27 protein-coding genes are annotated in these 24,546 nt (G+C 57.4%); 17 read left to right on the top strand and 10 right to left on the bottom strand.

From position 1 onward, the window contains the following. Positions 1–46: 46 nt before the first annotated feature. Complete coding sequence (locus tag ACOZ32_RS14245; RefSeq protein ID WP_424335371.1) at positions 47–1,144, top strand: ABC transporter permease; 1,098 nt, start codon at positions 47–49, stop codon at positions 1,142–1,144. A 7-nt stretch (positions 1,145–1,151) separates the two neighbouring features. Continuing rightward, positions 1,152–2,378 carry an ABC transporter permease gene (locus tag ACOZ32_RS14250; protein WP_424335372.1) on the top strand — a complete coding sequence of 409 codons (1,227 nt, stop codon included), beginning with the start codon at positions 1,152–1,154 and terminating at the stop codon, positions 2,376–2,378. A 365-nt stretch (positions 2,379–2,743) separates the two neighbouring features. Here the strand turns inward: ACOZ32_RS14250 and ACOZ32_RS14255 are convergent, their stop codons facing one another. The 3 genes from ACOZ32_RS14255 to ACOZ32_RS14265 form a co-directional block, all read right to left on the bottom strand. Continuing rightward, entirely contained in the window at positions 2,744–3,784 is a 1,041-nt protein-coding gene (locus ACOZ32_RS14255; RefSeq protein WP_424335373.1) for a DUF1616 domain-containing protein, read from the bottom strand. Positions 3,785–3,786: 2 nt separating this feature from the next. Beyond that, positions 3,787–5,937 carry a hypothetical protein gene (locus tag ACOZ32_RS14260; protein WP_285265410.1) on the bottom strand — a complete coding sequence of 717 codons (2,151 nt, stop codon included), beginning with the start codon at positions 5,935–5,937 and terminating at the stop codon, positions 3,787–3,789. A gap of 648 nt (positions 5,938–6,585) precedes the next feature. Continuing rightward, positions 6,586–6,804 carry a hypothetical protein gene (locus ACOZ32_RS14265; protein WP_285270502.1) on the bottom strand — a complete coding sequence of 73 codons (219 nt, stop codon included), beginning with the start codon at positions 6,802–6,804 and terminating at the stop codon, positions 6,586–6,588. On the opposite strand from ACOZ32_RS14265, the gene ACOZ32_RS14270 reads away from it, so the two are divergent. The 4 genes from ACOZ32_RS14270 to ACOZ32_RS14285 all read left to right on the top strand — a co-directional run bounded on the left by ACOZ32_RS14270 (position 6,766) and on the right by ACOZ32_RS14285 (position 9,570). Next, the gene (locus tag ACOZ32_RS14270; RefSeq protein ID WP_424335377.1) at positions 6,766–7,572 is read left to right on the top strand and encodes a DUF58 domain-containing protein; all 807 of its coding nucleotides are present in this window, start codon (positions 6,766–6,768) and stop codon (positions 7,570–7,572) included. The genes ACOZ32_RS14265 and ACOZ32_RS14270 overlap by 39 nt on opposite strands. Next, complete coding sequence (locus tag ACOZ32_RS14275) at positions 7,569–8,021, top strand: hypothetical protein (RefSeq protein WP_285265408.1); 453 nt, start codon at positions 7,569–7,571, stop codon at positions 8,019–8,021. The genes ACOZ32_RS14270 and ACOZ32_RS14275 overlap by 4 nt, the downstream gene beginning before the upstream one ends. Next, positions 8,014–8,850, top strand: a complete 837-nt coding sequence (locus ACOZ32_RS14280; protein WP_285265407.1) for a hypothetical protein — start codon at positions 8,014–8,016, stop codon at positions 8,848–8,850. Before ACOZ32_RS14275 ends, ACOZ32_RS14280 begins: the two co-directional genes overlap by 8 nt. Before the next feature lie 165 nt (positions 8,851–9,015). After that, positions 9,016–9,570, top strand: a complete 555-nt coding sequence (locus tag ACOZ32_RS14285; RefSeq protein ID WP_285265406.1) for a metal-dependent hydrolase — start codon at positions 9,016–9,018, stop codon at positions 9,568–9,570. 125 nt (positions 9,571–9,695) lie between these two features. On the opposite strand, the gene ACOZ32_RS14290 is transcribed toward ACOZ32_RS14285, so the two are convergent. The 4 genes from ACOZ32_RS14290 to ACOZ32_RS14305 form a co-directional block, all read right to left on the bottom strand. After that, positions 9,696–10,676, bottom strand: a complete 981-nt coding sequence (locus ACOZ32_RS14290) for an AAA family ATPase (RefSeq protein ID WP_285265405.1) — start codon at positions 10,674–10,676, stop codon at positions 9,696–9,698. Continuing rightward, positions 10,673–11,692, bottom strand: coding sequence for a DUF4350 domain-containing protein (locus tag ACOZ32_RS14295; RefSeq protein WP_424335374.1), 1,020 nt, complete (start codon positions 11,690–11,692; stop codon positions 10,673–10,675). The genes ACOZ32_RS14290 and ACOZ32_RS14295 overlap by 4 nt, the downstream gene beginning before the upstream one ends. Positions 11,693–11,742: 50 nt before the next feature. After that, complete coding sequence (locus tag ACOZ32_RS14300) at positions 11,743–12,018, bottom strand: hypothetical protein (protein WP_285265403.1); 276 nt, start codon at positions 12,016–12,018, stop codon at positions 11,743–11,745. Positions 12,019–12,132: 114 nt separating this feature from the next. Then, positions 12,133–12,324, bottom strand: a complete 192-nt coding sequence (locus ACOZ32_RS14305) for a hypothetical protein (protein ID WP_285265402.1) — start codon at positions 12,322–12,324, stop codon at positions 12,133–12,135. A gap of 673 nt (positions 12,325–12,997) precedes the next feature. Here ACOZ32_RS14305 and ACOZ32_RS14310 point away from each other — a divergent pair. Further along, positions 12,998–13,555, top strand: coding sequence for a hypothetical protein (locus ACOZ32_RS14310; RefSeq protein ID WP_424335375.1), 558 nt, complete (start codon positions 12,998–13,000; stop codon positions 13,553–13,555). On the opposite strand, the gene ACOZ32_RS14315 is transcribed toward ACOZ32_RS14310, so the two are convergent. Further along, positions 13,556–14,830, bottom strand: coding sequence for an IS4-like element ISH8B family transposase (locus ACOZ32_RS14315; protein ID WP_010890432.1), 1,275 nt, complete (start codon positions 14,828–14,830; stop codon positions 13,556–13,558). It lies immediately after the preceding gene. Between the two features lie 112 nt (positions 14,831–14,942). On the opposite strand from ACOZ32_RS14315, the gene ACOZ32_RS14320 reads away from it, so the two are divergent. The 6 genes from ACOZ32_RS14320 to ACOZ32_RS14345 all read left to right on the top strand — a co-directional run bounded on the left by ACOZ32_RS14320 (position 14,943) and on the right by ACOZ32_RS14345 (position 19,894). After that, complete coding sequence (locus ACOZ32_RS14320) at positions 14,943–15,260, top strand: hypothetical protein (protein WP_424335376.1); 318 nt, start codon at positions 14,943–14,945, stop codon at positions 15,258–15,260. A 319-nt stretch (positions 15,261–15,579) separates the two neighbouring features. Further along, positions 15,580–16,215: an outer membrane lipoprotein-sorting protein gene (locus ACOZ32_RS14325; protein ID WP_424334752.1), complete on the top strand. Its 636-nt coding sequence runs from the start codon at positions 15,580–15,582 to the stop codon at positions 16,213–16,215. Then, entirely contained in the window at positions 16,212–17,123 is a 912-nt protein-coding gene (locus ACOZ32_RS14330; protein ID WP_424334751.1) for a S49 family peptidase, read from the top strand. The genes ACOZ32_RS14325 and ACOZ32_RS14330 overlap by 4 nt, the downstream gene beginning before the upstream one ends. Next, positions 17,110–18,123, top strand: a complete 1,014-nt coding sequence (locus ACOZ32_RS14335) for a DUF4350 domain-containing protein (RefSeq protein ID WP_285271307.1) — start codon at positions 17,110–17,112, stop codon at positions 18,121–18,123. The genes ACOZ32_RS14330 and ACOZ32_RS14335 overlap by 14 nt, the downstream gene beginning before the upstream one ends. Positions 18,124–19,013: 890 nt before the next feature. Then, positions 19,014–19,214, top strand: a complete 201-nt coding sequence (locus ACOZ32_RS14340) for a hypothetical protein (protein ID WP_230890055.1) — start codon at positions 19,014–19,016, stop codon at positions 19,212–19,214. 119 nt (positions 19,215–19,333) lie between these two features. Continuing rightward, complete coding sequence (locus ACOZ32_RS14345) at positions 19,334–19,894, top strand: TATA-box-binding protein (protein ID WP_285271306.1); 561 nt, start codon at positions 19,334–19,336, stop codon at positions 19,892–19,894. 92 nt (positions 19,895–19,986) lie between these two features. On the opposite strand, the gene ACOZ32_RS14350 is transcribed toward ACOZ32_RS14345, so the two are convergent. After that, positions 19,987–20,268 (bottom strand): PadR family transcriptional regulator, encoded by a 282-nt coding sequence (locus ACOZ32_RS14350; RefSeq protein WP_230890057.1) that lies wholly within the window; start codon positions 20,266–20,268, stop codon positions 19,987–19,989. Positions 20,269–20,405: 137 nt separating this feature from the next. Here ACOZ32_RS14350 and ACOZ32_RS14355 point away from each other — a divergent pair, with 137 nt between their 5' ends. Continuing rightward, positions 20,406–20,573 carry a hypothetical protein gene (locus ACOZ32_RS14355; RefSeq protein ID WP_058984897.1) on the top strand — a complete coding sequence of 56 codons (168 nt, stop codon included), beginning with the start codon at positions 20,406–20,408 and terminating at the stop codon, positions 20,571–20,573. 226 nt (positions 20,574–20,799) lie between these two features. Here ACOZ32_RS14355 and ACOZ32_RS14360 read toward each other — a convergent pair whose 3' ends face one another. After that, a complete protein-coding gene (locus tag ACOZ32_RS14360) occupies positions 20,800–22,017 on the bottom strand; it encodes a PQQ-binding-like beta-propeller repeat protein (RefSeq protein ID WP_058984962.1) in 1,218 nt (405 codons plus the stop codon). 488 nt (positions 22,018–22,505) lie between these two features. On the opposite strand from ACOZ32_RS14360, the gene ACOZ32_RS14365 reads away from it, so the two are divergent. The 3 genes from ACOZ32_RS14365 to ACOZ32_RS14375 form a co-directional block, all read left to right on the top strand. Then, positions 22,506–22,706, top strand: coding sequence for a ribbon-helix-helix protein, CopG family (locus ACOZ32_RS14365; protein WP_211312382.1), 201 nt, complete (start codon positions 22,506–22,508; stop codon positions 22,704–22,706). A 300-nt stretch (positions 22,707–23,006) separates the two neighbouring features. Beyond that, positions 23,007–23,525 (top strand): ArsR/SmtB family transcription factor, encoded by a 519-nt coding sequence (locus tag ACOZ32_RS14370; protein ID WP_058984896.1) that lies wholly within the window; start codon positions 23,007–23,009, stop codon positions 23,523–23,525. Positions 23,526–23,973: 448 nt separating this feature from the next. Continuing rightward, a partial coding sequence (locus ACOZ32_RS14375) for an IS4 family transposase (RefSeq protein ID WP_424335378.1) occupies positions 23,974–24,546 on the top strand: 573 nt, incomplete at its 3' end.

The following is a 24,546-nucleotide window of genomic DNA, read 5'->3' on the forward strand; positions in this document are numbered from 1 at the left end:
AACCACCGTCACCATCCTCGGGATCGCGTTTGCGGTTGCACTATGTGTGACCGTAAGTGGGGTTAGTGTCGCCGTCGCCAACCAAGGATCCGTCGTCGGCTCAAACGTCGATTACTGGGTTGTTCCAGAAGGCGAATCAAGCTCAACGCTGCCGGTGTCCGTGGGCGGCCCCCAGTTTGGTGACGTACACGCGACCTCGAATCAGCTTACAGATCGCGACGATGTCACCTACGCTTCGCCAGTATCCTTACGACTGCTAAGAGCGACAGCCGACAATACCACCGAATACGTTCTCATCGCCGGTGTCGTTGCCCACCCTGGCTTAACAGTCGCCGGTGTCAACACAAGCGCGCTCACACCGGGCGATCCCTACTACGGTAACGGCACCTACAACGGTTCTCGGACTGGTGAACTTGTCCTCTCGTCGGGGGCAAGTGAACTACTAAACACCACCGAATCAGACACCGTGCTTCTCCCAAACCAGACCGCAGCCGAACACCAGCAGTTTACCGTCTCGGAAGTCACAACTGGAGGTCAGTCCGGACTTGGTTCGATACCGGTCGGCGTTGTTCACCTCTCCGAACTCCAAGCACTGACCGGCGGCACGACAAGCGATACGGCCGACCAGTTGCTCGTCTCAACAAACTCTGCTGACGTCCGAGAAGACCTGACAGGCCTGTACGATCACTCGCGAGTAATTACGCGATCTGGGTCCGGACTCACAACTGTCGCGAACTCCGATCTCGCGCTTGCGCTGGCTGGCGCCGGTCTCCTCATCTCGCTCATCGTCGGTGTCCTATTTGTCGCGACGACGATGGGCTTGGAGGTGACAACTGACCGGCGCCTCTGGGCGACACTCACCGCAATCGGCTACAGCCCACGTAGCCGCATGCTCCTGTTGTTCCTCCAGACATGCCTGCTTGCACTAACCGGTGGCGTACTCGGCGCGCTCTTCGGACGGATCGGCGTGTTCGCTGCAAACGTCGGCATCAGTGCCATCCTGGATGGGACTGTTGTCGCCGTCTATCCCCTAGAGTTCGTCCCGTACGCACTTGGAATCGCGCTCTGTATCGCCGTGCTCACCACGCCGTACTTGCTCTGGCTGACCAGCCGGGGCTCAGTCACTGAAACCCTCTCAAGCTAACCATACCATGCCTGGACAACGCCTCCGCGCAGTACTCGGCCTTGCGGCCTCACGACTCCGCCACGACCGCACTCGCACCCTTCTCGCAGTGCTTGGCGTGACACTCGCCGTCATCTCTACAACACTTCTGGGCAGCCTCGGAATCGGTGTCGTTGATACTGGCCAGCAGAAATTCGACGCTGCTGACCGCGATCTCTGGATTTCTGGTGGTCCAACCCGGATCTCACCTGGTTCACTTGGCGGGTTTCAGGGCGGCATTGTTGACGCCCATGCGGTCAGTCAGAATCTCGGCCAACGTGAGACTATCAGAACCGCCGCGCCACTGTTATTCCAAACAGTATACGTCGGCTCCTCACCGGACTCACTCGAAACCGTCGCCGCAGTCGGCGTCACTGGTGATGGCGGGTTTAATATCGCGTCTGGTGGAGGATTTGGGCGGGACACCGGCTTCTACAACGACGGCGCGTATAATGGAACACCAAATCAGAATTTGGTTCTCGGTACGCAACTCCAATCCCAAGTTGAAGCCGGTGTCGGCGACCAACTCCATATCGGCGGAACGATTGTTGATGCCCGCCAAACCACCTACAACGTCACCGGAACAACCCCAACATTCTCGAAATTCCTCGGCACCTCGACCGTCGTCGTCCCGCTTGCCGAACTCCAAGCGATGACGGGGAAATCATACACCGACCAAGCATCGCTCATTACGGTCGATGTCGCTGATAATGCAGATGTTACTGCTGTGGCCGACCGGCTTGAATCCGAGTACCCACAGTACACGGTTCGGACGAACTCCGAACAACTCCAAGCGGTTGTCGGCGAACGCATCCTCATTGTTGCAGCCGGCGGGGTACTTGTTGCCCTTGCCGTGCTTGCGGGAATCGCACTCACTGTGAATCTCCTCGCGTTGCTCGTGTTCCAAGAGCAGGACGCACTTGCAGCGCTCCGTGCAGTTGGTGTCTCTCGTTCAGTCGTTGTTGGACTCGTTGCTACCCAAGGACTATGTTATGGCATTCTCGGTGCTATCACCGGCGTCCTCATTACGTACCCTGCAGCAGCCATACTAAACCGCATTGCCCGGGAGCTCGTCGGTTTCGAGGGACTAGTACAAATTACGCCACGTGTTCTCGCTGCAGGCGCTATAATTGCAATCATCGCAGGACTCAGTAGCGCGATTGTCGCCGGCTGGCGCGCAGCCAACGTCTCCCCACTCGCTATGCTCAACCGGTAGCAACGAGCGAGGAAGCAATACCGCACATTCTCGAATACGTCTTTGCCCCCCTTCCATGGCTGTAGCCGGTATTCTTCCGAGATGAGTATGGCACTGTTTAGATAATACTGATAGAGGTAAAATTATTGAAATCTCGAATATGGCGAGTTAGAGCCGCTTCAGGCTGATTTTTACTGTTGCTGGAAGGAGTGTTTGACTCAGCGTTGAGTTTGAGCTATTTTGCTTGCTGATTCGAAATCAGTACAAAAGCAGGGGTGAACGGGCAATATTACATGCTTATCTGAACACTGCCGATGTATCATGGCTGTCTCATCGCTTTACTGCAACCGATGAATAGGAAGCTTCGCTGCTCTCACCGAAAAGAACTACTCGGGATTCGAGACGTTAATCCAGAGGTGTGTCTCACGGTACGCATTCTCCACGGTGGTCTCCGCAGGTGGCGTGTCCTTGTATAATAGGAACGCCAGTCGGAGCCGTGTCCCCGCACGGTCGGGCGTAATATTGATCTGCCGGTGGTGAGTGTCGCCTGCTGCGACCTGCGTCTGGAAACGCTCAAGCTCGGTTTCGTCGAGGACCGTCGTTGAGTTATTCTCTACTTGAACGTCCTGAAGTTCAACCACTAGTGAGTACTCGACATCCTGATGTTCGTGGTTTCCGATTCCCACGATCACTGGCCGTGTTTCATCCACCTCGAACTTGGTGGGGTAGTCGTCAGCAACGAGTGTCCCGTTTTCCTGTTCTGTGAGAAGATAGTGTTCGGTGAATGCTTCACCCTGTTTTGGTACTGTAACCGCGTACGCGACACTTGAGACGGCAAGCAAGATGCTGATGACCATGAGTACGTTTAATGCGCCATCAAACCGCGAATCCGGGCTCGTTAATTCTGCTCGTGCGGTCTGCAGCCAGTCCTTGTAGAGAACACTGAATTGGTCGTCTGGAGCGAGTTGCCAGCGACGATGTGCTGCGATCGCTGTCATCGCAATTGTAAATCCAGAAATCGCGACCAGTATTGGGGCAAGACGAATGCCGAATGGCGTAAAATTCAGAATCAGGCCGAGTAATGGGACAACAGCAATACTCAACCCGAACGATAACGCCACTCGTTCAATCCCGTCAATACCCTCCTTCTCGCCTGTTTCGGCGGCCTCGTCCGCCGTCGCCTCCTTATCATCTGTGCTGGCTGGTGGGTCGCCGGCTTCAGGGAACAGTGCGGCAACCAGCGCGTAGCCAGGGAGGAACAGCACAAACGGCAACCCGAAGACGACACGGAGCGGTGTCTCTCGAATTCCAGGCGTGATGACCGCAAGGAGTGTGATGGCTGTCAGCAGTACAACGGCTGTGAGGTCCGCTGGGAGACGGCGAAGCCGACCTGGTACTAACAGCCACCAATCAGAGCCACCGGCCATGCTTACTGTTCGCTCCGGGATGGTGCCGGATTCAGGTTACGGTTTGCCGTCCACTCTTTGAGGTGCGTTTCTGCGTCGGTGACGAGTTCCGCAACGTATTCTTTAGATGGGGGATTGTCTGCGAACTGAACTGCTTCATACGCTTCCGTTACCTCGCGGAGAGTTTCATGAGCGGCTGGCGAGAGATCGAGGTCACTACTGGCTGTTTTGAAAAATCCCCAGTGAGTCTGTGACGTCTCAGTGCCGGGGGCATACACAGTCCGAACGGTCCCGTAGAGGGCTCGGATAGCCTGCTCAACGTTGTCGTCTTCGATGGCTACGGTGGCACGCTCAAGCTGGTCGTCCCATGTTGAGGTCGGGGCTGCTTGGATTGTATGCAGTTCGGATTCGGTGGACGTTGTGGATGCGTCAGCTGTGGTCTCCGCGGTCGACTCGTCGTTGTCGGATCGACGGCGAACGAATGCATATGCGAGCCCAACTAGCCCAAGGAAACCGCCTCCAGCAAGCCCATGTGAGCGTGGGATGCCAGTTCCGAAGAGGCCGCCTGACTGTGAGAGCGTGACGGTTGCTGTGGCCTGCGTCGACGCGAGGTTCGTTTGCTGGCCATCGAATGTAGCTACAATCTCGATATTTGCGTGTTTCATGTCGGCATCCGATAGGGGGAGTGTCGCAGAGATATTCCCAGAACCATTCGTTTCTACTGACTGGACGACCTCACCATTTCGGCGAAGGGTGACTGGCTGGTTGCGGATTGCTTGGCCGTCTGTTGTTTGGAGGTGTCCCTGCACCTGAACTTCTGTGCTGTTGTGTGTTGCGAACAGTGTAAGTTCGGTTGGTGTTTCCGCTACGGTTACCGTTGTCTGATTCTCGGCCGGAGCCAGCGCCGTCTCCGTTTCGCCAACGGCGACAACAAGCGCCTGGTTTCCAGCGGCAACCTCTAACGGGAGTGGTGCCGAGGTGTTGTACCTCCCAGAGTCATTGGTTCGTGTCTGCGCGAGGTTCACGCCCGCAACTTGGAGTTGCACTGTCGTATTCGGAACAGACTGATTCTCAACGGTCACCTGTCCGGTGACTTGGACTGAGCGATCATACTGGACCGTAGTGGGTGCCGTCCCAAGTTGAATCGAGGGGATGTCCTGTGTGATGTTCGTTTGAATGGTGGAATTCGAACCCAGATACGGTCCACTGGGGTATGGAACGTACGTTACGTTCGCTGTGAGTTGCCCTGTTGGTGCTTCCGTTGGTCGGTAGGGGATCGTAAATGAGCCATTTGCTGTCACTGGCCCTTGGAACGTCTGATTGGGGGTCTGGACTTGTATTGTTCCGTTGAGCGGCGTCGTCCCATTTGTCGCGACTTGACCGGTAATCTGGATTGGGTTAGAAAATGAACCCTGAGCGTCGGCTGACGCGGTCATCCGGGTCGGTGTGAATTCTCCGGTGACAATAGAGTTGGTTTGCTGGGAAACGTTTTTCGTCGTGTTATTGATTGATTGTAGCTCGTTTTGATACGACACCCCAGAGCTTCCGGAGATATTCTGATAGTGAGTCGCTAGGACGTCACTAGCTTCGGCAAGCTCTGATGATAGCGATCGTAGATTTCGCGCTAGCCGGCGTGCTCGCTCGCCATTCCCATTCTCGCGTGCACTCTGGTATTCTTCGTAGGTCCCCCAGTAGTTCTGTAGCGACTGTGCGTACCTTGACTGCGTTTGTGCGGTCTTATTGAACTGCTCAGCCTGTTCGTTGACACTGCCCCCGTCACCGTTGTTTCCGCCAGTTCCGGCGCCACCGGTACCGCCGCTCACCTCGACGTATTTCGAGAGTGTCCCACTATACTGCTCACCGAGAGCGTCTTGAGCGTCCTCGTATTGACCTTGGCTGATCTGAATTGAGCTACCGGCTAACTGCTCGCTCAACTGCGACGACAGGTACTCCCGGAGGGCTTCGGAATTTCCGCCCTCATTTACTTGATTTGGGTTTTCTTGCTGTGGAGGTGACGTCGAATTGTTCGCCGGTGCGTCCTCTTGGAAGACGCTTCCCGTTCTGACAGTCTCGACACTGTCGGAGGCCGCGAGTGCGCCGCCAGCAGGCACTACGGCTATTCCGACGAGTAAGAGGGCGACCACAACGGTACTTCGGACGCCGAACCGAGACACATTCTCCGGGTGGCAACCTGCGAATAAATCCTTTCCGCTTGTTGTTTCTTCCACATTTCCCACTCACTTCTGGAAACACGGGTTCCAGACAGTCTACCCTAATGCTCGTTTGTCTGTGCTTCAAGCGTGGTGAATCTCGTGCTGGACCGGGCTGTTTCAATACATTAAACTATCCAGGATTGATTCGATTTGCTGATGGAACCAACGCGGCGCTTCTGGGTGGCTGGAGTTCTCGCCACGGGAGGCGCCGTGTTGGCTATCCTTTTCGGGGATGTCTACTGGCTTGGCATCCCGCTTGGGGTTACCGTCTGGATCCTCGCGGACCAACTCGTGTTCACCACTACACTCACTCACGCCACCCAAACCCCACCTCTTCACCAAACCCTCACCCAGAATACCGTTCTCGTTGACGAACCCACAACACTCAACATCGAAGTTACCGCGTCAGCCACCAAGCTCGCAGCGCTTGACGCTGAATTCAGCATCGCTGACCATCCCGCTATAACCGTCGAAGGAACGCAAACGCACACATTTGAGGACGCGTCACCGGCGCTCACAATCCCACTTCAGGTTGATGTTGCTGGTAGTTATACGATTGCGGCACCGACAGTTACCGTCACAAGCCACCAAGGTCTATTCTCGGAGACGCTACAGCTTGGCAATCAGTGCTCGTTGACGGGCAATCCACGCGTCCCCCGGGATATTCATATTGGAACGGGTGGCGAGCGTATCGCTGTTGCGGCTGGCGAACACGACGCTGCACAGGGCAGCGGTCGCTTTGAGCCGGGTGAGCTCCGCGAATATCTTCCCGGCGACCCAACCAATCGGATCGACTGGAAGGCGACAGCGCGACTTGGCGAACCCCATATTCGTGAGGTTGAAACGGAAAGCACCCGTCGAACACACCTATTCGTTGATCGGCGCACCCCTATGGATGCAGGGCCGGATGGACTCACGAAACTGGCTCACGCTCGAGAAACTGCAATTTGGCTCACCGAACATATCACAAATCTCGGTGATCCGCTTGCACTCACCATCGTCGGCGATGACGACGCCGTCGGTTCTCAAACAACGGAGGCATCGACAGCCCAGTATCAACGCATTCGCCGCCAACTCCGCGACCTCAGTGCTGGCACGCCAACCGCCGCTGGGTCCCCACAGTCGACGCGGTCGGCAACACGGTCCAGTCAAGAGGCACGCGATGTTGCGGATTCGCTGACTGATGACAGTGTGTTCTCGCGGACACTCCAGCCATATTTCCAGCACGTGGACGCCTACATCGACCGCGTGACAGCGGACCCGCTGTTCCAGAGCGTTCAGAAACGACTCGCCAACGACGGCGGGGATTCATGGCTCATCATTATCACGGATGACACGAATCGCGTGGAACTCCTTGAAACGACGCGAATGGCTGCCGGGGTAGACACACACGTCTCGGTGTTTGTACTGCCGTCCGTGCTCTTCGACGAGCAAGTATTTACGAACCTTGAGGAAGCTTACGCGGAGTATCGTGACTTTGAGGAGTTCCGCCAGCAACTCGCAGCCATCCCAAATACAAGCGCCTTCGAAGTTGGGCCCCACGACCGCCTCGCCGCGCTGCTTGAGGCAGCCCCCTCCCAGGAGGTACAGCTATGATTCTGGATGCATGGGATCGACCGCAGCGACTCGCCGGCGGCATTGCGATGCTTCTCGCCGCTGGGTTATTGGGGAACCTCGGTGGAGTGGCTGGCGTACTCTTTGGTGGTGCCGCAATCGGGGCGTGGCTTGTTGGCCCGCCCGTGTTTGCGTTCGTCATTTCGCAAGCCGGCGTTGCCGCCATCTCACCCGTCCAGTTCTCGATACCAATCGCCGGCATGGAACTCGCGTTATTAGTCGTGCTTTTGAGTGATTCGACAGTCCCGTGGACGGCAACATCTCGTGGCGGTGCCGCGCTATGTGCAATTCTCGGTGGCGCACTCATCTGGGTTGGCCAGCACCTCCCAACATGGCAGCTTGCACTGGCCGTGCTTGCCGTTGCAACGCTTTGCATCTATGGCGTGCATCGCTATGAACTCCTCACGACGAACCAACTGAACCATGAGTAGCAGCCAGCAATCCAACGACCACGAGTCACCACCCGCGGAATTGAACGCGGACGAAATACGCACCCAACTTGCCGTCCTCCGAGAGGAAAACGAACGACTCCGAGAAGAGTACGCCCGAGCACAACAGACAACGTATCGGAAGACAGCACTCGCACTGACTGCCGTTGGTATCAGCGCGATCGCTGCTGGAATGCTGCTCAGCGGTATTCGTGATGTGTTGTTCGTGATTGGCGCAATCGGTGTGTTTGGCGGCATCCTCACCTGGTACTTAACGCCGGAACGCGTCCTGACTGTCAGCGTCAGCGACAGTCTCTACACCGCACTTGCTGCGAATGGCGAGCGGCTTCGAGATGAACTCGGCCTACAAACCACACCAGTCTACGTCCCGAGCGCAGACGGTGTTCGCCTGTTCTTCCCCCAGCAATCGGAATTCACCCTCCCAGACACCCTCACAACAGTATTTCTGACCGAGGACGCCAATCGAGGTGTGTCGTTGACGCCATCCGGACAGGCCCTACTCGAGGACCTTGAGCGCACTCAACCAACCACATCCGCGGATTCCCTCCACGCGACAGCCACCCAGCTTGGCGATGCACTCGTCGAACAATTCGAAATCGCAGACGCCGTATCTGTCGGCGACAGCGACGACAACGACCAACTCGTCGTCACCATTGACGGCGCAGCATTCGGCCCGGTAACATCCCTTGACCACCCCGCGGTTTCGGTGCTTGCCTGTGGTCTCGCCACAGCCCACGAGGCACCACTTGCTGTCCAACCAATCGATGAGACAACCGTAGCCTTCGAACTCGACGTCCCCCCACTCCCGTGAACCAGAACCCAAACACAGCCACCTGGAACGCACCCATTCGGACACCACCGGATTATTGCACCCACCCTCAAATTCAGTGGCGTGCGTCCCGTATATCCAAGGACTGGAGTGTGCTTGAGTGGTGCTTGCTGTCCAATCAAACAGGCCGACAGTGAGGGGGTTGTAATGTGGCCGTGGGGCCATCTCGCCGTTGGCTACCTCTGCTATGTCGCGTGGACGCGTATTCGTGGAACTAACCAGCGTCCGCTAGCCGTCTTTGCCGTTGTATTCGGCAGCCAGTTCCCCGATCTCATCGATAAACCACTCGCGTGGACCGTCCCGATATTGCCATCTGGACGGTCGCTCGTTCATTCCTTGCTAACTGCGACATGCATTCTTGTCGTCGGCTATCGGGCGAGTCAACGATTCAATCGGACGGATGTCTTTGCTGCCTTCGCCATCGGCTACCTCACGCATATCATCGGCGACCTAGGTCCACGAGTTATTGGTGGGCTTCTCACCGGGGATTTCACGCAACTCAAATGGACGACATACCTGCTCTGGCCACTGCTGCCAGCGCCACCGTATCCCAACGACGACTCATTCCTCGCGCACTTTACAGCGTTTACCATCGATCCATTTGTCGCGGTACAATTCGTGCTGTTTGGTATCGCAGTTGTCGTCTGGCTGTGGACCGCAATGACGCCAAGTATTCGCTATCTCCAGTCCCGGCTTCCATGACGAAAGCGTTCTTTTCTCGTCGTTCGGAACTCCTCGCACGTTAGACTGAGAGCAAATACATGCGAAGCGTGCAGTCTTCGACCAATAGTTTGGGTCAAAGAGGAGGCCCCGACAAGCCAACGGCTTCAGCTGTTGGTTGCCGAGGATGGCGCTTCTGCCTCAAGCTGGCTTGGCGTGGGGACATCCTCTAGGGCGTCCGCAAGCACATCCTCAACTGAATAGTCACTGAGGCTCGCGTCGGTACTCAAAACAAGCCGATGGCTGAGAATCGGTTCAACGAGTGCAGTGATATCATCGGGGATGACGTAGTCGCGGCCGTGGATTGCAGCACGAGCTTTTCCAGCGTCGAGGAAGGCGAGACTTGCACGTGGTGAGGCCCCTGCGTCAACGTAGGTACTCTCGCGGACGGCTGCGACAACATCAAGGAGGTAATCTTTGACTGGGTCTGCAACGTGGACTTCGCGGACGGCCTCCCGGAGGTCAAGTATCTCACTTGGTGACAGCACTTGTGAGATGGCTTCGGGGCCCAGTGTTGCGTTGTTATCGAATCGGTCGATGATTGTGCGTTCGTCGGCTCGCTCTGGGATTTCGACGGTGAGTTTGAATTGGAACCGGTCGCGTTGTGCTTCTGGTAACTCGAAGGTCCCCTCCATCTCAATTGGATTCTGGGTTGCAATCACCATGAACGGCTGCGGGAGCGCCAGTGTCTCGCCCTCAATTGTGACGTTGCCTTCTTCCATCGCTTCGAGCAACGCTGACTGTGTTTTCGGCGTTGCCCGATTGATTTCGTCGGCAACGACGAGATTCGAGAAAACGGGGCCGCGCTCCAACTCGAATTCGCCCGTTGACTCCCGGTAGACGTGCGTTCCGGTGATGTCGGCAGGGCGAATGTCCGGTGTCATCTGGATGCGAGTGAACTCCATCCCGATTGCGCGTGCAAAGACGTTTGCAGCGGTTGTTTTCGCGACGCCTGGGACACCCTCAACCAGTACGTGCCCGCCGGTTAATAGTGAGATTGTGAAGCGTTCGATGAGTTCGTCGTTGCCGACGAGGACCGTTGAAATCTCGTCGCGAATGTCAGTATAGGCCGATGCCGGGTCAGTCATTCCTTACCTTCATTCGATTCGTCGGACATAATACCTCTTGCGACACGTTCAACGCGGCCGTCATCCCATTCGGGATGCCGGGCCGTAATCCGTGCCGTGATCTCGGCGTGTGATAACCCAGCCTCCGTAAGATCGGCTTCTGCGCTCGAACCACGCCGCCAGAGAGCTAGCCCTCCGCCCTTCCACGCTGTGGCACCGATCCCAGCGAGAACCGTGATTACCAGGAACTGCAACAGCGGTGAATCTGCGATTGATAATACGATTCCAACAGCGAGTGGAATGCCAGTTCGATGAGAGTAATCAAAGACAACGGTATCGGCGTCCGCGGCGAGATTCTTCGCGAAGCGACGATTATCAGGGGCGTCAAGCATCGAGTTGATGAAGATGCTGGGGTCGCTCACAAGAATAACCTCGCCGCTGCCATAGGATTCGCGGACGACAATCGAACGCTCACTCAGTGATTCATTCGCATCTAATGATCCGTTCTGGTTTGCGTCAAGATACGCGAATTCGGACGTTGTAGCGAGTGTTGTGCTATTTGGGCCGGGTGTTAGTGTCGTTCCGTGATTGAGTGTGAGCCGAGAAACGTTCTCCAGCAGTGGGGTACTGGAGATGTTTGTAGCCACAGGTAGGTCTGGGCCACGGAAGTAGTGTCGTTCGTCGCGAACCAGTTGCTGATTAAACCGTGTCTCTACGCCAAGCTGGGCGAGTAGTGGATTCGTGTGGCTGTCGAAGTCAGAGGCAACAACGACAGTTCCGCCCTGTGAGAGAAATGAGGCAATCCGTTCGTCATCAGTCCCAGCGTATGAGGTGGTTGGTGAGATGATGAACGCCGTAGTCGTATTCGGTGACTGCTGGGTGTATGCGACTGTTGACTGTTCAATTTCGACCGAAGCGTTGGCTGCTGCCACGTCCCGGAGTTCACTGGTGCCATCCCAACCGGGATTGTACGTATCGAATGCTGTCGATGATGTACTGAGTCCAACCCCACCGGCGGTAACGATCGTGACAACCAAGACAGCGAGCAAGATCCGAGGATACGTAATCTCATAGCCACGTACGCGCATCATATCACACCCGGCGGAAGGATCGCGAGAATACGGCGAATAACAATACTCCCGAATACGATCAACCCGATCAGAATCAACCAGCGCAGCCGTTGGCGCCACGCTGGCTGCACGTTCAACGGCGCAGTTAATTCAACGACGACGAGGAATCCGATTAGCGAAACAACAAACACCAACTCGTAGCTGAACGCGTCGAGGACAACTAATACCAGCACACTCGCAAGTATCCACGCAAGCGTAGCATGCACGAAGCGTGTGCGACGACGCGTCGCCATTACCCCGTAGTTACCGACCGGGTGATTAGCCTGTTTTGGTTCACCGACTTGGGAAGGCTGATTCTCTGCCCCACCGTGAATGGAAAACCCTGACTGCGCGAAAACGAGGGGCGATCAGAGTTCGTCGGGCTCCGTTTCGTTTTCTTCGTCTTCCTGTTCCTCGTCTCTCATCCAGAACAGCAGAGGAATTGGCAGTGAACGCGGGATGAACGCGAGACCCTTGAAGTAGTAGAGCGGGATGCCAAGAAAACCGATCACGCCGAGGGTGAAGGCGAAAACCCAGCTAATATGCACAGTGATGAGCAACTGCTCTCCACCGCCACCAATCCCACCCTCGTCAGGGTGTGGGACTTCCGTAGCGGTCTCACTCGAACCAGTGGGTGATTGATTATATGCGGGGAAGGCGCAATACCACGGCGTTCAGGCCGTGGATACGCGCCGTCACTCAAGGACACAATCCACCGACAAATTGCGGAGCCAAGTTTCCAATCCATACGTTGAAGTGCCAAGAACCGCTACATGGCGGTAAGGTCAGGTCGGAACGGAGCGGATTCCGAACGACCTTCGGAGGCGGCCAGCCCGCCACTTAATGAGACAGTATCCGAAACACCGATGCGGTGAACGCGAATCCTCGAAGGATTCGTCTTGTGCCCGTCGGTCAAGCAAGCCCACGATACCTCCGAGTCCGGCGACGTGTCAGCGATTCCCTGCTGGCAAAAACAACAGGTGGGAGTCAACGACGCTGAGGATAGGAGTAACAGCCGCTTGGCACGGCTAGCCAGCCACCGACCACGACGACTGGGTTAGATGCGGACTCCCGTAAAGTGGCGGCATCCATGGTTGCGAACCTGAAACTCCCACCGCTCGGGATTCCTCCGCCTTCAGGCGGAGGAGGATGTCAATGCTTGGTGAACTATTGGTGTCCGTACTCCTCGTCCGGTCAGCAGTCGTTGAGGTTTGAGTGGGTGTGCGCGGGGCCGTGGTTGTATTGGAGGGAGACTGCGTCGTTGTCCGTGTAGTGCTGGTTGCTGCTGTTGTGGTTGGTGTCGCTGTCGTACTGGAAGCAGTTGTGGTCGGCGTCGAGTCCTCATCATCATCATCATCGTCGTCGTCGGGTGTTGCTGGTGGCTGTTGGGTTGATTGCTCAGTCACTGTCACTGAGGTTGTATCCGTGTTCGTGTTCCCTGCAGCATCCACCACGGTGAGTGCCACAGTATGGGTGCCAGTCTCGTCGAACGTGTACGTTACATTCTGGACGTTCGTCGTCGTGGTTGTCGTCTTTTGGACTCGGGCTGTGGTCCTGGAGTACAGCCGTAGCGGTGCGGTGGCTTGTCGCTCGAGAAGTGACGTGTTCCCCGCGATGGTCTCGCTGTCGACTTGCCATGCTGCGTCGACGATCTGTGTCTCGTCGTCGGTGGTGGTGAGTGCAGTAAGGCGAGTGGAGGATCCCCTGGTGATAGTGTCCTCAACAGTGATATTCGCAACTGGTGGGTCCGTATCAACAAGCACGGTATTGGATGTCGCCATTCGTCTTTAGTTAAGACTCACACCTCGGTTGTGTAGCGGTAGCGAGCGTCTCTTGTAAGATCGGTCGTTGCTTGTGGATCTTCTGTGCGTCCTCGATCAGCCGCTCCAACAGCGGCGGTGGCGAATAACCGAGGTGCTCACCGAGTTCGTGGAGGATGAGCTGGGCGTGCGACCGGAAGGTCGCCGCCCAGCGTTCCGGTGGAAACACGAGCTCATCATCCGCCTGCTCGGTGACCAGATCCAACAGATCACGGCTCACAAGCAGTGACAGCAACGCTGCGTACAGCAAGATCTTCACCACGTGCTCGTTGCTCGTGTCGAACTCGTCCAGGTCGTACTGCGTCTTCAACTCACGGAACAGCAACTCCACTTCCCACCGACACCGGTAGATCTGCGCTAAATCCGCCGGAAAGAACTCCTCTCGCGACAGATTTGTCACGTATAGATGGTAGTCGTCGGCGTCCTCGTCGCGGACGCCGACGACGCGGAACCGCTTCGTATCCAGCGACCGCGTCCCGTTGTACGGCCCGCGCTTGAACTCGACTTCGACTTCCACATCGATGTACGTCCGGTCGAGATCGTCGAGCACATCACGGAGTTGCTTGCCCTCCAAGGGAATGGCGCGGCCGCGCCATTCCCGTAATTCATCCGTAATCACCGGATTCGCGTTCTGTTTCAGCCGGCTCACGAAGGAGCCGCCGTTCTCGTCGATCCGCGCAAACCGTCGGTACTTGAAGTACGCGAGGTCGAACAATACGAGGCGGTTCTCAAGCCACGACCCTGTCTTGAACAGCGTGCTGTCGTGTGCTTTCTCGTCGGTAACGTCGATCCGTTCAATCGTCTGTTCAGTGGCATTGTGGAGCAGGTGGAGCTTCGCTCCAGCCTGCTCCTCGTGGCGGGCTTCGAACTGATCAGCGAGAAACTCGTGTAACCGCAACACCGTTCCATCAGCGATCATTACATCACTGAATCGGTCGATGTCAACGTCAACAGTGTCGGGAACAGCGACCTCGTCGAGACCGTGCTCGACGAGGTCGCGGAAGTACTCCGCGAGCGTCGGCGTCAACCGCTGATAGAACCCACCCGGTGAGATCGGCTCGTCAGCTGTGGAGTTGTAGCTGCGTCGAAACCCTGCGAGTGTTCGGCGTTCGCCTGCGGCGAAGCCGAACACGAATGCCCAGACGAAGACGGGAATCTGGAGCTTGCGGTCGCGTTCGACCACGCCGAGTTCCTCGGCGTGCTCTTCGAGGAACTCGGAGGGAAACAGTGTAGTGAGCCGACGCATAATCCGTGATGAGGAGGTTTCGTTGTGCACACTCGACACCTCCTCATTCCTTCCGAAAAGTAGCCTCGATAAGCCGCCACTGTCACGCGGTTCGTCTCCTAACTAAAGACGGATGGAAGAACCACACGCCGTGCACTTGGGTGCGAGTATCGAGGAGAGTACTCCTGCAAACGTGACTGTCGTCAACTGGAACGAGACCTCGCTTTCAGCGAACGAAACCGTCCAATCAGTCGTCGAAACCGCAGTCAAAACGAACGCGACAGATGAGACGATCTCCCTCGAAATGTACCGGTCACTTCGAGACCAATTCCGCGAGCTCCCACATCAAATAACCCAATCAGACTACGTGACGGAGCCAACCGTATCCGTCTACGTCAGGCATAATACCACTATTATTCAGATCCAGCTTGAGCCAATCATATACGGCTAAGGTAGATTCTGGAATCAGGAACAGGAGTGCATAGGATGGTTCGGCTCCAAGTTCGCATATCTACTCCCTAGGGAATTCGCCTAGTTCGAGAATGAAAATAACCACTCTGTAAACAGTTCTTTGGCACCCTCAACTAGAGCCCTCCCAGTCGAGGGTGAGTTCGGTGAGACTGTCAAACCTGCAACTCCCACCGCTCGGGGATTCCTCCGCGTGAACGTGGAGGATGTCAATCGAGGGCTCGCTATCGCTGGAGCTCTATCGGATATGTTTTGTGCCCTCTCGAAAGACGATGATATGGAGAGTAATGTATACTACACGAATGCGAGTGGCGGTCGCAGCCGCCCTCGTTGCCCTCACGCTGACTGCCGGCTGTATCGGCGGGCTATCCACTGATAGCTCTGTCAACGCCGCCGCAGTCGGAGACGCAGTCGAACAGCGATACGCCGCCCTTGACGGCTACGACGCCACGGTCTCCCGTACAGTTGAAGTCGGTGACGCAACTACGGAGACCCGCGCGGACGTCACCGTCCACGGCGATCAACGAGATGTTATGTACACGGCTGGCCCGAACGCTGGTGAAACAGTTACTAGCGCAGCCGATAGTGGCCCGGTCTTCACCACGGGACCAAGCAATACTGGCGCGGTTGCGCCGGCTAGTTATGGGGCACTTGCGGAAACACTCGTCCGAACAAGTAACGTCTCCGTCGATCGAGTAACCAGCTATGGCGGCCACCAGACCGCTGTTGTTGAACTCACGCCGGTGGCGAACGCAACGGCGAAAGGGACGGCGAACGTGACACGCACCGTCTGGGTGGATCTGAACCGTAAGATTCCCCTGAAGGTCGTCACGTCCTGGACGGCCGCCGACGGGCAGCCGGCGACCGTTACCGTCTCATACGACGACGTCGATCTCCACGAAGATAATGCATCGAATACTGCTGAGGTGGCGATGTGACGGCCCTTGATGGCTCTACTCGCCAACTCACGCTCGTTCTCATCGTTGTTGGTCTCCTCGTCGGCGTTGCGGTCGCGCCCCAGGCGTGGGATCGTGCGACCGAGCCCGACGGCACGGTTGCGGTTGTGGAGCTTCACGGCTCTATCACGGGTGACTCCGCGACCGCAGTCATCGACGACCTCCGGGACGCCCGGCAGAACGACTCCATCCGCGCGGTCGTTCTTGATGTGAACAGTCCTGGTGGGACGGCGTCGGCGAGCGAGCAGCTCTATCTCGCGGTGAAGCGCACGGCGGGTGAGATGCCTGTCGTTGCGAGCGTCACCGGCACTGCGGCCTCTGGGTCGTACTACGCTGCCGCGCCCGCTGATGACATCTACGTTACGCCCGCCTCTGTTGTCGGGAGCATCGGCGTGCGCGCCACCCTGCCCTCGGCAAGCATTCCTGAGGGGCAAGTCGTCACTGGTCCGGACAAAGTCGGTGGGTCGACGCCTGATGAAGTCCGCCAGCGCGTCGAGACGCTGCGGCGCGCGTTCGTCGGCTCCGTGTTCGCCGAGCGCGGCGACCGTATCGAACTCACACGCGAGGAGGTCTCGCACGCGAAGGTGTACGCGGGCGCCAGCGGCGTGGAGAACGGCCTCGCGGACGAAATCGGCGGCGTTGACACGGCTATCGAGGCCGCTGCTGACGACGCCGGCCTTAGCAACTACGACGTGGCGCGCATGGAAGCGCCGCAGCCGTCGGTACTCGCCCAGCTTGGGCTTTCCGCAGACACCACTAGCGACGCGACCACCGAGCAGACCTTCGACTATCGCGGCGTCGACACCGTCCAATATCTCATGCTGCATGGAACCATCACAACCGACACAGCTCGTAACGCAACGGAGGTGACCGCGAATGCAACCGCGTAAGGTTGCCCGCGCCATCGGCGTCATCGCCGTCGTCGCTGCAGTCGTCGTCGCCGCGGCATTCGCCGGCGGTCTCGTGTTGGGCTCACCCACGCAGGGTGACGCACCCGACGCGCCGGCCTACGACACGAACGAACTGGTCGCCGAGCCCATCGAAGACGATGGGAGCGTCACCGCACCTGCAGATGGCGAGTCGAAGACTGTCGTGGTGGACATGAGCCACGGCAACGGCGTCAGCGAGAACGCCATCCAGCCGCTCGTCGACGCGCTCGTCGCCGCGGGCCACGAGGTTCGAATGTATGCCGGCGGGTCGTCGAGCAGTATCGGCGCTCAGCCCGGCGCGGCGTTCAACGAGACGCTGCGCGGCGCGGACGCACTTGTCGCTGCCAGCCCCGCGACGACGTACTCGTCGAACGAAGTGGCAGGCGTCGAAGCGTTCGCTGACGCCGGCGGTCGCGTGCTGCTCGCGGCTGAGCCGCCGACGACCACGAGCACGACGTCGACCGTCTCGATACCCGGCTTGACGTCGAGCGGGACGGTGTCCGCTGCCGGGCAGCCGACGAACCTTGCAGCCGCGTTCGGCGTGTCGTTCGGGAACGGTTACCTCTACGACATGGCCGAGAACGCGAACAACTTCCAGTCCGTGTACGCGGGCGGTGACAGCGGCGTCGCCGACGGCGTCGAGGATGCAGTCCTCACCGACGCCACGCCCGTGACAACTGGCGGGGACGCCTCGCCGGTGCTCACTGCCAGCGACGTCTCGCTGTCCTCAACACGCGAGGAAGCGTCGTATAGTGTCGCTGCGCGCAACGGGAACGTGCTCGCCGTCGGGGACACTGACTTCCTGACGTCGACGAGCGCGACGACCGGCGACAACGACGTGTTGTTGAGCAACGTTGCCGCGTTCCTCGTCGAGGGTGACAAGCAATCCGGCATCCCCGCTAGCAGTCAATCCGGTGGGCAATCATCCGGCACAGGCACGACACCCGTGATGGCTACCTGATCGGGGATCCAGCTCTGCATCGGGCACCTGGCACGTTGCTCGCCCCAATCGGTACCCATACGCACCGATCGAGATTTGCGTAGTGTACGCTTCGAACTTCCCGAGCAAACGGTTGCAGTCCGAATTCCACGAGGGACGGATACGTAGCGCAGTCCACCCAGTCACTCTAGCAACGAAAACGGTGGGCTAAGGCCACCAATCCAAAACACTACCCACAACTCAGCACAGCGCAGCAGAAACCCACCTTAACGCAGAAATTCCTCAGCAGTTCTAGTGAGATAGGCGCGAAGTAGAGATGCTTATCGCACGGTTTCAAATGCCAATAGTTGTAAATCGTTCTCTGGGATAGTTTCCGCTGTCCGTAGGGTGTTCACGACCTATGTATACGGGAGATGACGTCGAATTCGGTGGTATTTGGGAGGGGCTGAGTACCCTCCTCGTCTCGGTGCTTGCATTAGGCGTGTTCGTGGTCGCGTCGGACCCAATCAACATTGGTGGCGTTGTAGCGAGTGTCGCCCTTGCCGTATTTGGGCTTACGCAGCTCCTTGCGCCCCGAGTGTTACCGTGGTATACGAGTCTCTCGCCTCGCTGGACTGGCCTGTTCTGGATACTCGTTGGAATCGGTCTCGCCATGTTGGGTGTCGTCGCCTCGACTACGATTGGCACATTCAGTGGCGGTCTGATACTCGGGATTCTATTCGTTCTCTACGGGTGTCTCACCGCACTTGACCGATAAACACATCTCTTGTACTTACCGAAAATATGAACCACATCGAGGCGGGTTCTCACCAGCGAATTCGGAGTGAAACAGCTGCTCAGTCGGTGTGCGAGTGTATCGAACAGTTCAGTCTGTCGGGACATTTAAAATGTGAGCAATTGTGCATTAGACCATGACTTCTGGTGCAGTTGACGCAGAAGATTCCCCCTCCGTCCGGGTCCTGTCCCCGGTGAATGTTGGACTTGTTCTGATTGGTATTGTGTACGCTGTGTTGACGCTTGCTGATGTCATCGATTATCCGTGGCTCTCAGTCGTGTTAATCCTCGTGGGTGGCGGGGTCGTCACATATAGAGCATACCGACGGGAGTCGTGAGAGATACACGCCCTGTACTTACCGACCGACGCTCGAATCTAGTAGCCGTTGAGAGTTTCAACAGAGCCCCAAATTTCCACCCGCCGTACTTTAAGTGAGTTGTCCGACGAATACTCTGTATGAGCACGCTCGCGGACACAATCCAAATCGAGAACGTCGTTGCGTCCAGTGATCTCGGCCAAGAACTCGCCCTCGACCAACTCGCCACAGACCTTCCCGGCGCCGAGTACAACCCCGAGGACTTTCCTGGAATCGTCTACCGCCTCCAGGAGCCGAAGTCAGCCACGCTGATTTTCCGCTCGGGGAAAGTCGTCTGTACCGGCGCGAAAAGCGTCGATGACGTTCACGAAGCTCTCGGCATCGTTTTCGATGACATCCGCGAGTTAGGGATCGATGTCTCGAGTAATCCGCCGATTGAGGTGCAGAATATCGTCTCCAGTGCCGATCTCAAGCAATCGTTGAACTTGAACGCAATCGCAATCGGGCTCGGCCTAGAGCAAATCGAGTATGAACCCGAACAATTCCCTGGCCTCGTCTACCGCCTCGATGAACCCGATGTCGTCGTTCTCTTGTTTGGCAGTGGGAAACTCGTCATTACCGGCGCAAATGAATCTGAGGACGCCCAGCACGCGCTGGCACACGTCAAAGACCGCCTCACTGAACTCGGCTTGCTTAAGTAATCCCCCGTTTATAGAACGACTACCACGCGAAAGGAGCTGTGTTGCTGGGGCGAGTGGCATCCACCTGTCCCTGATCGCTGGGAACGGGGGTGTTACTCGCTGACGTCGACGTACTGGGATTCCCAGTCACGACGAGCAGCAATTTCACGGCGGCCACGCTGTGTGAGCGTGTACACGTTCGTGCGCTTGTCGAGTTGTCCCTTCTCGACGAGGCCTTTGTCGACAAGGTCGTCGAGATTCGGATAGAGTCGGCCGTGGTTAATCTCCTGTTCGTAGTAGTCCTCGAGTTCATCCTTGACTGCGAGTCCATGTGGTTCGTCGAGCCCGGCGATCACGTACAAGATGTCCCGCTGGAATCCAGTTAAATCGTGCATTCGTCTATTTCTCTTCTTTTCGTGGGTGGATTAAGTGTTCTCTGGTGCTCGGAGGGGAATATTCGAGACTATTTGGCGGGAATTCCGCGTGAGGATTTCGAACCTTTATCTGGTGGGCGGGCGAAACCTGCGATGGAATGTCTGACCTGATCGTCAAAGCAGCCGTAAAGGACGAACTTTCGGAGCACAACGTCTCGGCCGATTTCTACGACGCCCTCAACGAGGAAGTCGCTGAACTGCTCAATGACGCCGCCGACCGTGCCGAAGCGAACAACCGGAAGACGGTCCAGCCCCGCGACCTGTAGGCCTGCGTAACGCAGCCAACCCCGCCACTCGAACCTAGCTTTTTGAGGTTCCTGTACAGAAGGGAGGAAACGAAGATTGCGGACGCACCGGATACCGAACGGCAGGCGGTCGAACCCGATGCGAGAGGCCCTCAGCGTGTCACAGTAGGGTGGGTCGGTCACTATGAAGTGTGGAGCGAACGCCTTCAGTCGGTGGGGTGTAGTGCGAACGCGCGCTGTTGCACTTCTAGTGGGTGGATGCTACGCGGAAGACGCCGTCGTCGCGGCCAGCGTAATAGAGTGCGGTCCCGCGGATTGCGGGGGCACTCGTGAGTGCTGGTTGGACGTCAAGCGCGTGCGACCAGTGTACCGCACCGGTTGCGGCGTCGAGTGCGTACAGTGCCTGGTCGCATAGCACGTATCGGACGTCACCGGCGATGACTGGGGGACGCGATCTAGGGCCAGATGGTGCATTGAGCGTTCGCCGCCATCCAACCGACCCGTCTGCCGTGTCGAACGCCGCAAGTTTACCGTCCGGCGACTGGACATGGAGGTTGCCGTCCGCGACAGCGACATACGCGCTGCCGTCCTCTGGTAGCGGGACCGATGCCGTCCATTGTGTCGTGCCATCATCGAGGGAGAGTGCGTAGACGGCGCCCTGGTGCGCGGCGTAGTACAGATTCCGATCGTCGACAGTAAGGGTGGTGTGACTTTGGGGGAGGTCGTCTCGCCGCCAGTTTTCTTCGCCCGTCGCTGGATCGAGTGCTGCGACGCCAGCGTCCTCGTGGTTCGCCCCAACAACCGTGTAGGCGACCCCGTCACGGGCGGCAAGTGCAGTGCCCGAGCCTCCAGCATCATATTGCCAGCGCTCCTTGCCGGTCGCGGGGTTGCGGCCATACACCGTCTCACCGCTATCATCGAGAAGCGTGTCCTCGGCGAGCACGGGAGCGTTCGTAGTGGATCCATAGCCACCTACGTTCGTTCGCCAGCATAGCGCGCCATCACGTGCGTCGTATGCTGCAAGGAATTCTGCAGTCGAGACGAACATTGCGTTGCCGGCGAGCGTCGGCGTCGACTTTCCCGCCGAATACTCAACTGTCCACGACGCATTCGAGTCACCCAGCTCAAAGCCTCGATACGCACCTGCATCTCCATTCCCGTCGCTATAGCCAACGAATCCACGGCCATCAGCGAGCGCAACCGACGTGGCGAGTTTTGTATCACCAGCTGCGACGCCTTCACTAGTCGCCTCATTTGATGGGCCATGATCGGTCGTGGCCCCGGTATTCGCGAAGTCGTGCTGGTAGGTTGGCCACGCGCCGGTGACGGGGCCGACAGGTGCGTCCTGCTTGTGGTCGCGTGTACTACGGCCGGCGACGCGGCCGAGACAGCCCGTGAGAGAGGTGACACCAGCTGCCCCGGCAGCAACAAGTACATCACGACGTGTCTGTCCGCTGGAGGGCATATACATTCATGGCGATGGATTCGGCCAGTAAGTAGTCTTCTATTGCACGGAGTGGCGGCTTACTCGCAGAGGAATCCGTTCGACATGGAAGTGGACCATAGGATAGCGGTACAAATCTCTATGGTGACTGAGTCAACTGCCACGGGCACGGTGGCCCGTGGCTTGTCAGTGGACTCACCGCGTCATACCCGAAGGGGTTTCGGGCGTTCACGGGTCGGCATCCCTGACCTTGGGGGCCGGTTGACTGCGGCCCGTGGCCGGCGACAACTGTGGGCCGCCGACCACTACAAGACTAGTGGGATGGCATTCACTAAAAGACTGGTATGATGCAGCGAGTGTCGGCTTCCTCCCCGCCCACGGTGGGGAGGGGAATCCGCCTTGGTTTTCTTGAGGGTGTCATAGAAGAGTTCTCATGGTTTGCTGAATCAGCTCTAACGAATTGAAAGCGCCGTACACTTGGTGCACGCTGTTTTTAGCTTGTCGTAGCTATGGCGAAAGAGAAGTTCGGAGTCGCTGTTGACGAGGAAATCGTGCGAGAAGTGGACGAACTGGTCGCTGAGTGTGACGATCTCGGAGTCAGCCGCTCCGAGATCGTCGAGGCCATCCTCACAGCGTTCGTTCAATCCGAGTCAAACCACGCTGCGCGAGTGAGAGAGATCATAATTCGGAAACGAAAGGGTACTCTCTAAGCATCTTAACATACCGTGCACCAAGTGCACGACTTTCTAAGCTAGTAACGCTCTATAACAGTTAGAAACTCTACTATAGTGTGTGAAGACTTCTATGACACCCTCTTTCTTTTGAAATCGAGGAGCGATTCATCCCCCACCCTACTCGCTCCCATTCGGTCGATCCTTGAGGGTGGGGGCTTCTCGTCCAATCTGCTATACGCCGTGTTTTGATCGAGTTGCGAGCGAAAAAACGCGCCTAATTCAATATTTTGAATTGGCGTTCAAAACAGTAATGGTGGTGGAGATCCAAATACGTGTATGAGCGACTCAGGAACCATGGATCACACGGCAAAGGTCGCCCGGATTCGAGAGGTTGCGATGACGGTTCGTGAACCAAAAAATGCGGGGGAAATAGCTGAGGCTGCTGGTGTTGCCCGAAACACGGCCGAGAAGTATCTCACGCAACTGGTCGAAGCAGATAAACTCGCGACGATCCAGCGTGGTCGCGAGACCTGCTACTATCCAGATCCAGTCACCCAGTATTTCGATCAGATCCGTGACCTCGTCAACGACCATCGAAAAGACGAACTCACGGCTGAATTAGATGCGATCCGGGACGATATCGACGAGTGGAAAGAGGAGTACGATGTGGAGTCTGCCGACGAACTTCGGGCGACCGTCGGTGGTGATATCCCGGCATCCGAACGCCGACAGCGGCGCCACGACGCAGAGGATTGGGACTACTATGAGCACCAGGCGATGCTCATCAAACAAGCAATTCAGCTCTATGATACGATCGAGGCGACCCGCGAGAGTCGTATCGCCTCCGCCAACTGACTCGGTGACAGAAATGGGAAATCCACCGATTTCTGGAGACACGCATCTCCACCGATACGAGGTCCACAAACGAGTTGCAAATCGACTTCAACGGGAAGCTGGTGTGACGACCGTGGAAGCCAACCCAAGTCCGATGCGTCCAGTTCGTCTCGCGGCGACCCTCGATCGCGCGGTCTTTTTTGACCAGAACACGGACGCTGGCGACGCGACGCTTGAATTCGAGTGGCGCCCTCATTCCACACGGGATGAGTTCCGCATCCAGTATAATGAACTGAGGACGCCGTGGTCATGTGGCTGGCATCAGGACGAAACCCACGAGAAACTTGGACCGAGCATCCGTCTTTAGCTAAGCCAGAAACCACGTGACAGCAGCGGCTTATCGAGGCTACTTTTCGGAAGGAGTGAGGAGGAGAAGTCTGTGCACAACCCTCGCTCCTCAACGAGAATCATGCGTCGGCTCACTACTCTCTTTCCCTCTGAGCTCCTCGAAGAGCACGCCGAGGAACTCGGCGTGGTCGAACGAGAGGGCAAGCTTCAGATTCCTGTCCTCGTGTGGGCGCTCGTGTTCGGCTTCGCCGCAGGCGAGAGCCGAACACTCGCCGGGTTCAGACGCTGCTACAACTCCACAGCTGATGAAACGATCTCTCCCGGTGGATTCCATCAGCGGTTGACGCCGACGTTGGCAGAGTATCTCCGCGACCTCGTCGAGCGCGGCCTCGACGAGGTCGCTGTCCCCAACGCTGTTGACGCTGATATCGACCGATTCAGAGACGTGATGATCGCTGATGGAACGGTGTTGCGGTTGCACGAGTTCCTCTCTGATGAGTTCCAAGCCCGTCATGAGGAGCAGGCTGGAGCGAAGCTCCACCTGCTCCACAACGCTACCGACAAGATGATTGAACGACTCGACGTGACGGACGAGAAAACGCACGACAGCACGCTGTTCAAAACGGGTTCGTGGCTGCAAGGACGGCTTGTTCTACTCGATTTAGCGTACTTCAAGTACCGCCGGTTCGCGTTA

The organism is Halobacterium sp. MBLA0001 (assembly GCF_049705385.1).
Taxonomy (GTDB): Archaea; Halobacteriota; Halobacteria; order Halobacteriales; family Halobacteriaceae; genus Halobacterium; species Halobacterium salinarum.

Coding starts and splice junctions, on each gene's coding strand:
- ACOZ32_RS14250 (WP_424335372.1), top strand. CDS start 1,152: ATGCCTGGACAACGCCTCCGCGCAGTACTCGGCCTTGCGGCCTCACGA.
- ACOZ32_RS14255 (WP_424335373.1), bottom strand. CDS start 3,784: ATGGCCGGTGGCTCTGATTGGTGGCTGTTAGTACCAGGTCGGCTTCGC.
- ACOZ32_RS14265 (WP_285270502.1), bottom strand. CDS start 6,804: ATGGGGTTCGCCAAGTCGCGCTGTCGCCTTCCAGTCGATCCGATTGGT.
- ACOZ32_RS14275 (WP_285265408.1), top strand. CDS start 7,569: ATGATTCTGGATGCATGGGATCGACCGCAGCGACTCGCCGGCGGCATT.
- ACOZ32_RS14280 (WP_285265407.1), top strand. CDS start 8,014: ATGAGTAGCAGCCAGCAATCCAACGACCACGAGTCACCACCCGCGGAA.
- ACOZ32_RS14285 (WP_285265406.1), top strand. CDS start 9,016: ATGTGGCCGTGGGGCCATCTCGCCGTTGGCTACCTCTGCTATGTCGCG.
- ACOZ32_RS14290 (WP_285265405.1), bottom strand. CDS start 10,676: ATGACTGACCCGGCATCGGCCTATACTGACATTCGCGACGAGATTTCA.
- ACOZ32_RS14300 (WP_285265403.1), bottom strand. CDS start 12,018: ATGGCGACGCGTCGTCGCACACGCTTCGTGCATGCTACGCTTGCGTGG.
- ACOZ32_RS14315 (WP_010890432.1), bottom strand. CDS start 14,830: ATGCGTCGGCTCACTACACTGTTTCCCTCCGAGTTCCTCGAAGAGCAC.
- ACOZ32_RS14320 (WP_424335376.1), top strand. CDS start 14,943: ATGGAAGAACCACACGCCGTGCACTTGGGTGCGAGTATCGAGGAGAGT.
- ACOZ32_RS14325 (WP_424334752.1), top strand. CDS start 15,580: ATGCGAGTGGCGGTCGCAGCCGCCCTCGTTGCCCTCACGCTGACTGCC.
- ACOZ32_RS14335 (WP_285271307.1), top strand. CDS start 17,110: ATGCAACCGCGTAAGGTTGCCCGCGCCATCGGCGTCATCGCCGTCGTC.
- ACOZ32_RS14340 (WP_230890055.1), top strand. CDS start 19,014: ATGACTTCTGGTGCAGTTGACGCAGAAGATTCCCCCTCCGTCCGGGTC.
- ACOZ32_RS14345 (WP_285271306.1), top strand. CDS start 19,334: ATGAGCACGCTCGCGGACACAATCCAAATCGAGAACGTCGTTGCGTCC.
- ACOZ32_RS14350 (WP_230890057.1), bottom strand. CDS start 20,268: ATGCACGATTTAACTGGATTCCAGCGGGACATCTTGTACGTGATCGCC.
- ACOZ32_RS14355 (WP_058984897.1), top strand. CDS start 20,406: ATGTCTGACCTGATCGTCAAAGCAGCCGTAAAGGACGAACTTTCGGAG.
- ACOZ32_RS14360 (WP_058984962.1), bottom strand. CDS start 22,017: ATGCCCTCCAGCGGACAGACACGTCGTGATGTACTTGTTGCTGCCGGG.
- ACOZ32_RS14365 (WP_211312382.1), top strand. CDS start 22,506: ATGGCGAAAGAGAAGTTCGGAGTCGCTGTTGACGAGGAAATCGTGCGA.
- ACOZ32_RS14370 (WP_058984896.1), top strand. CDS start 23,007: ATGAGCGACTCAGGAACCATGGATCACACGGCAAAGGTCGCCCGGATT.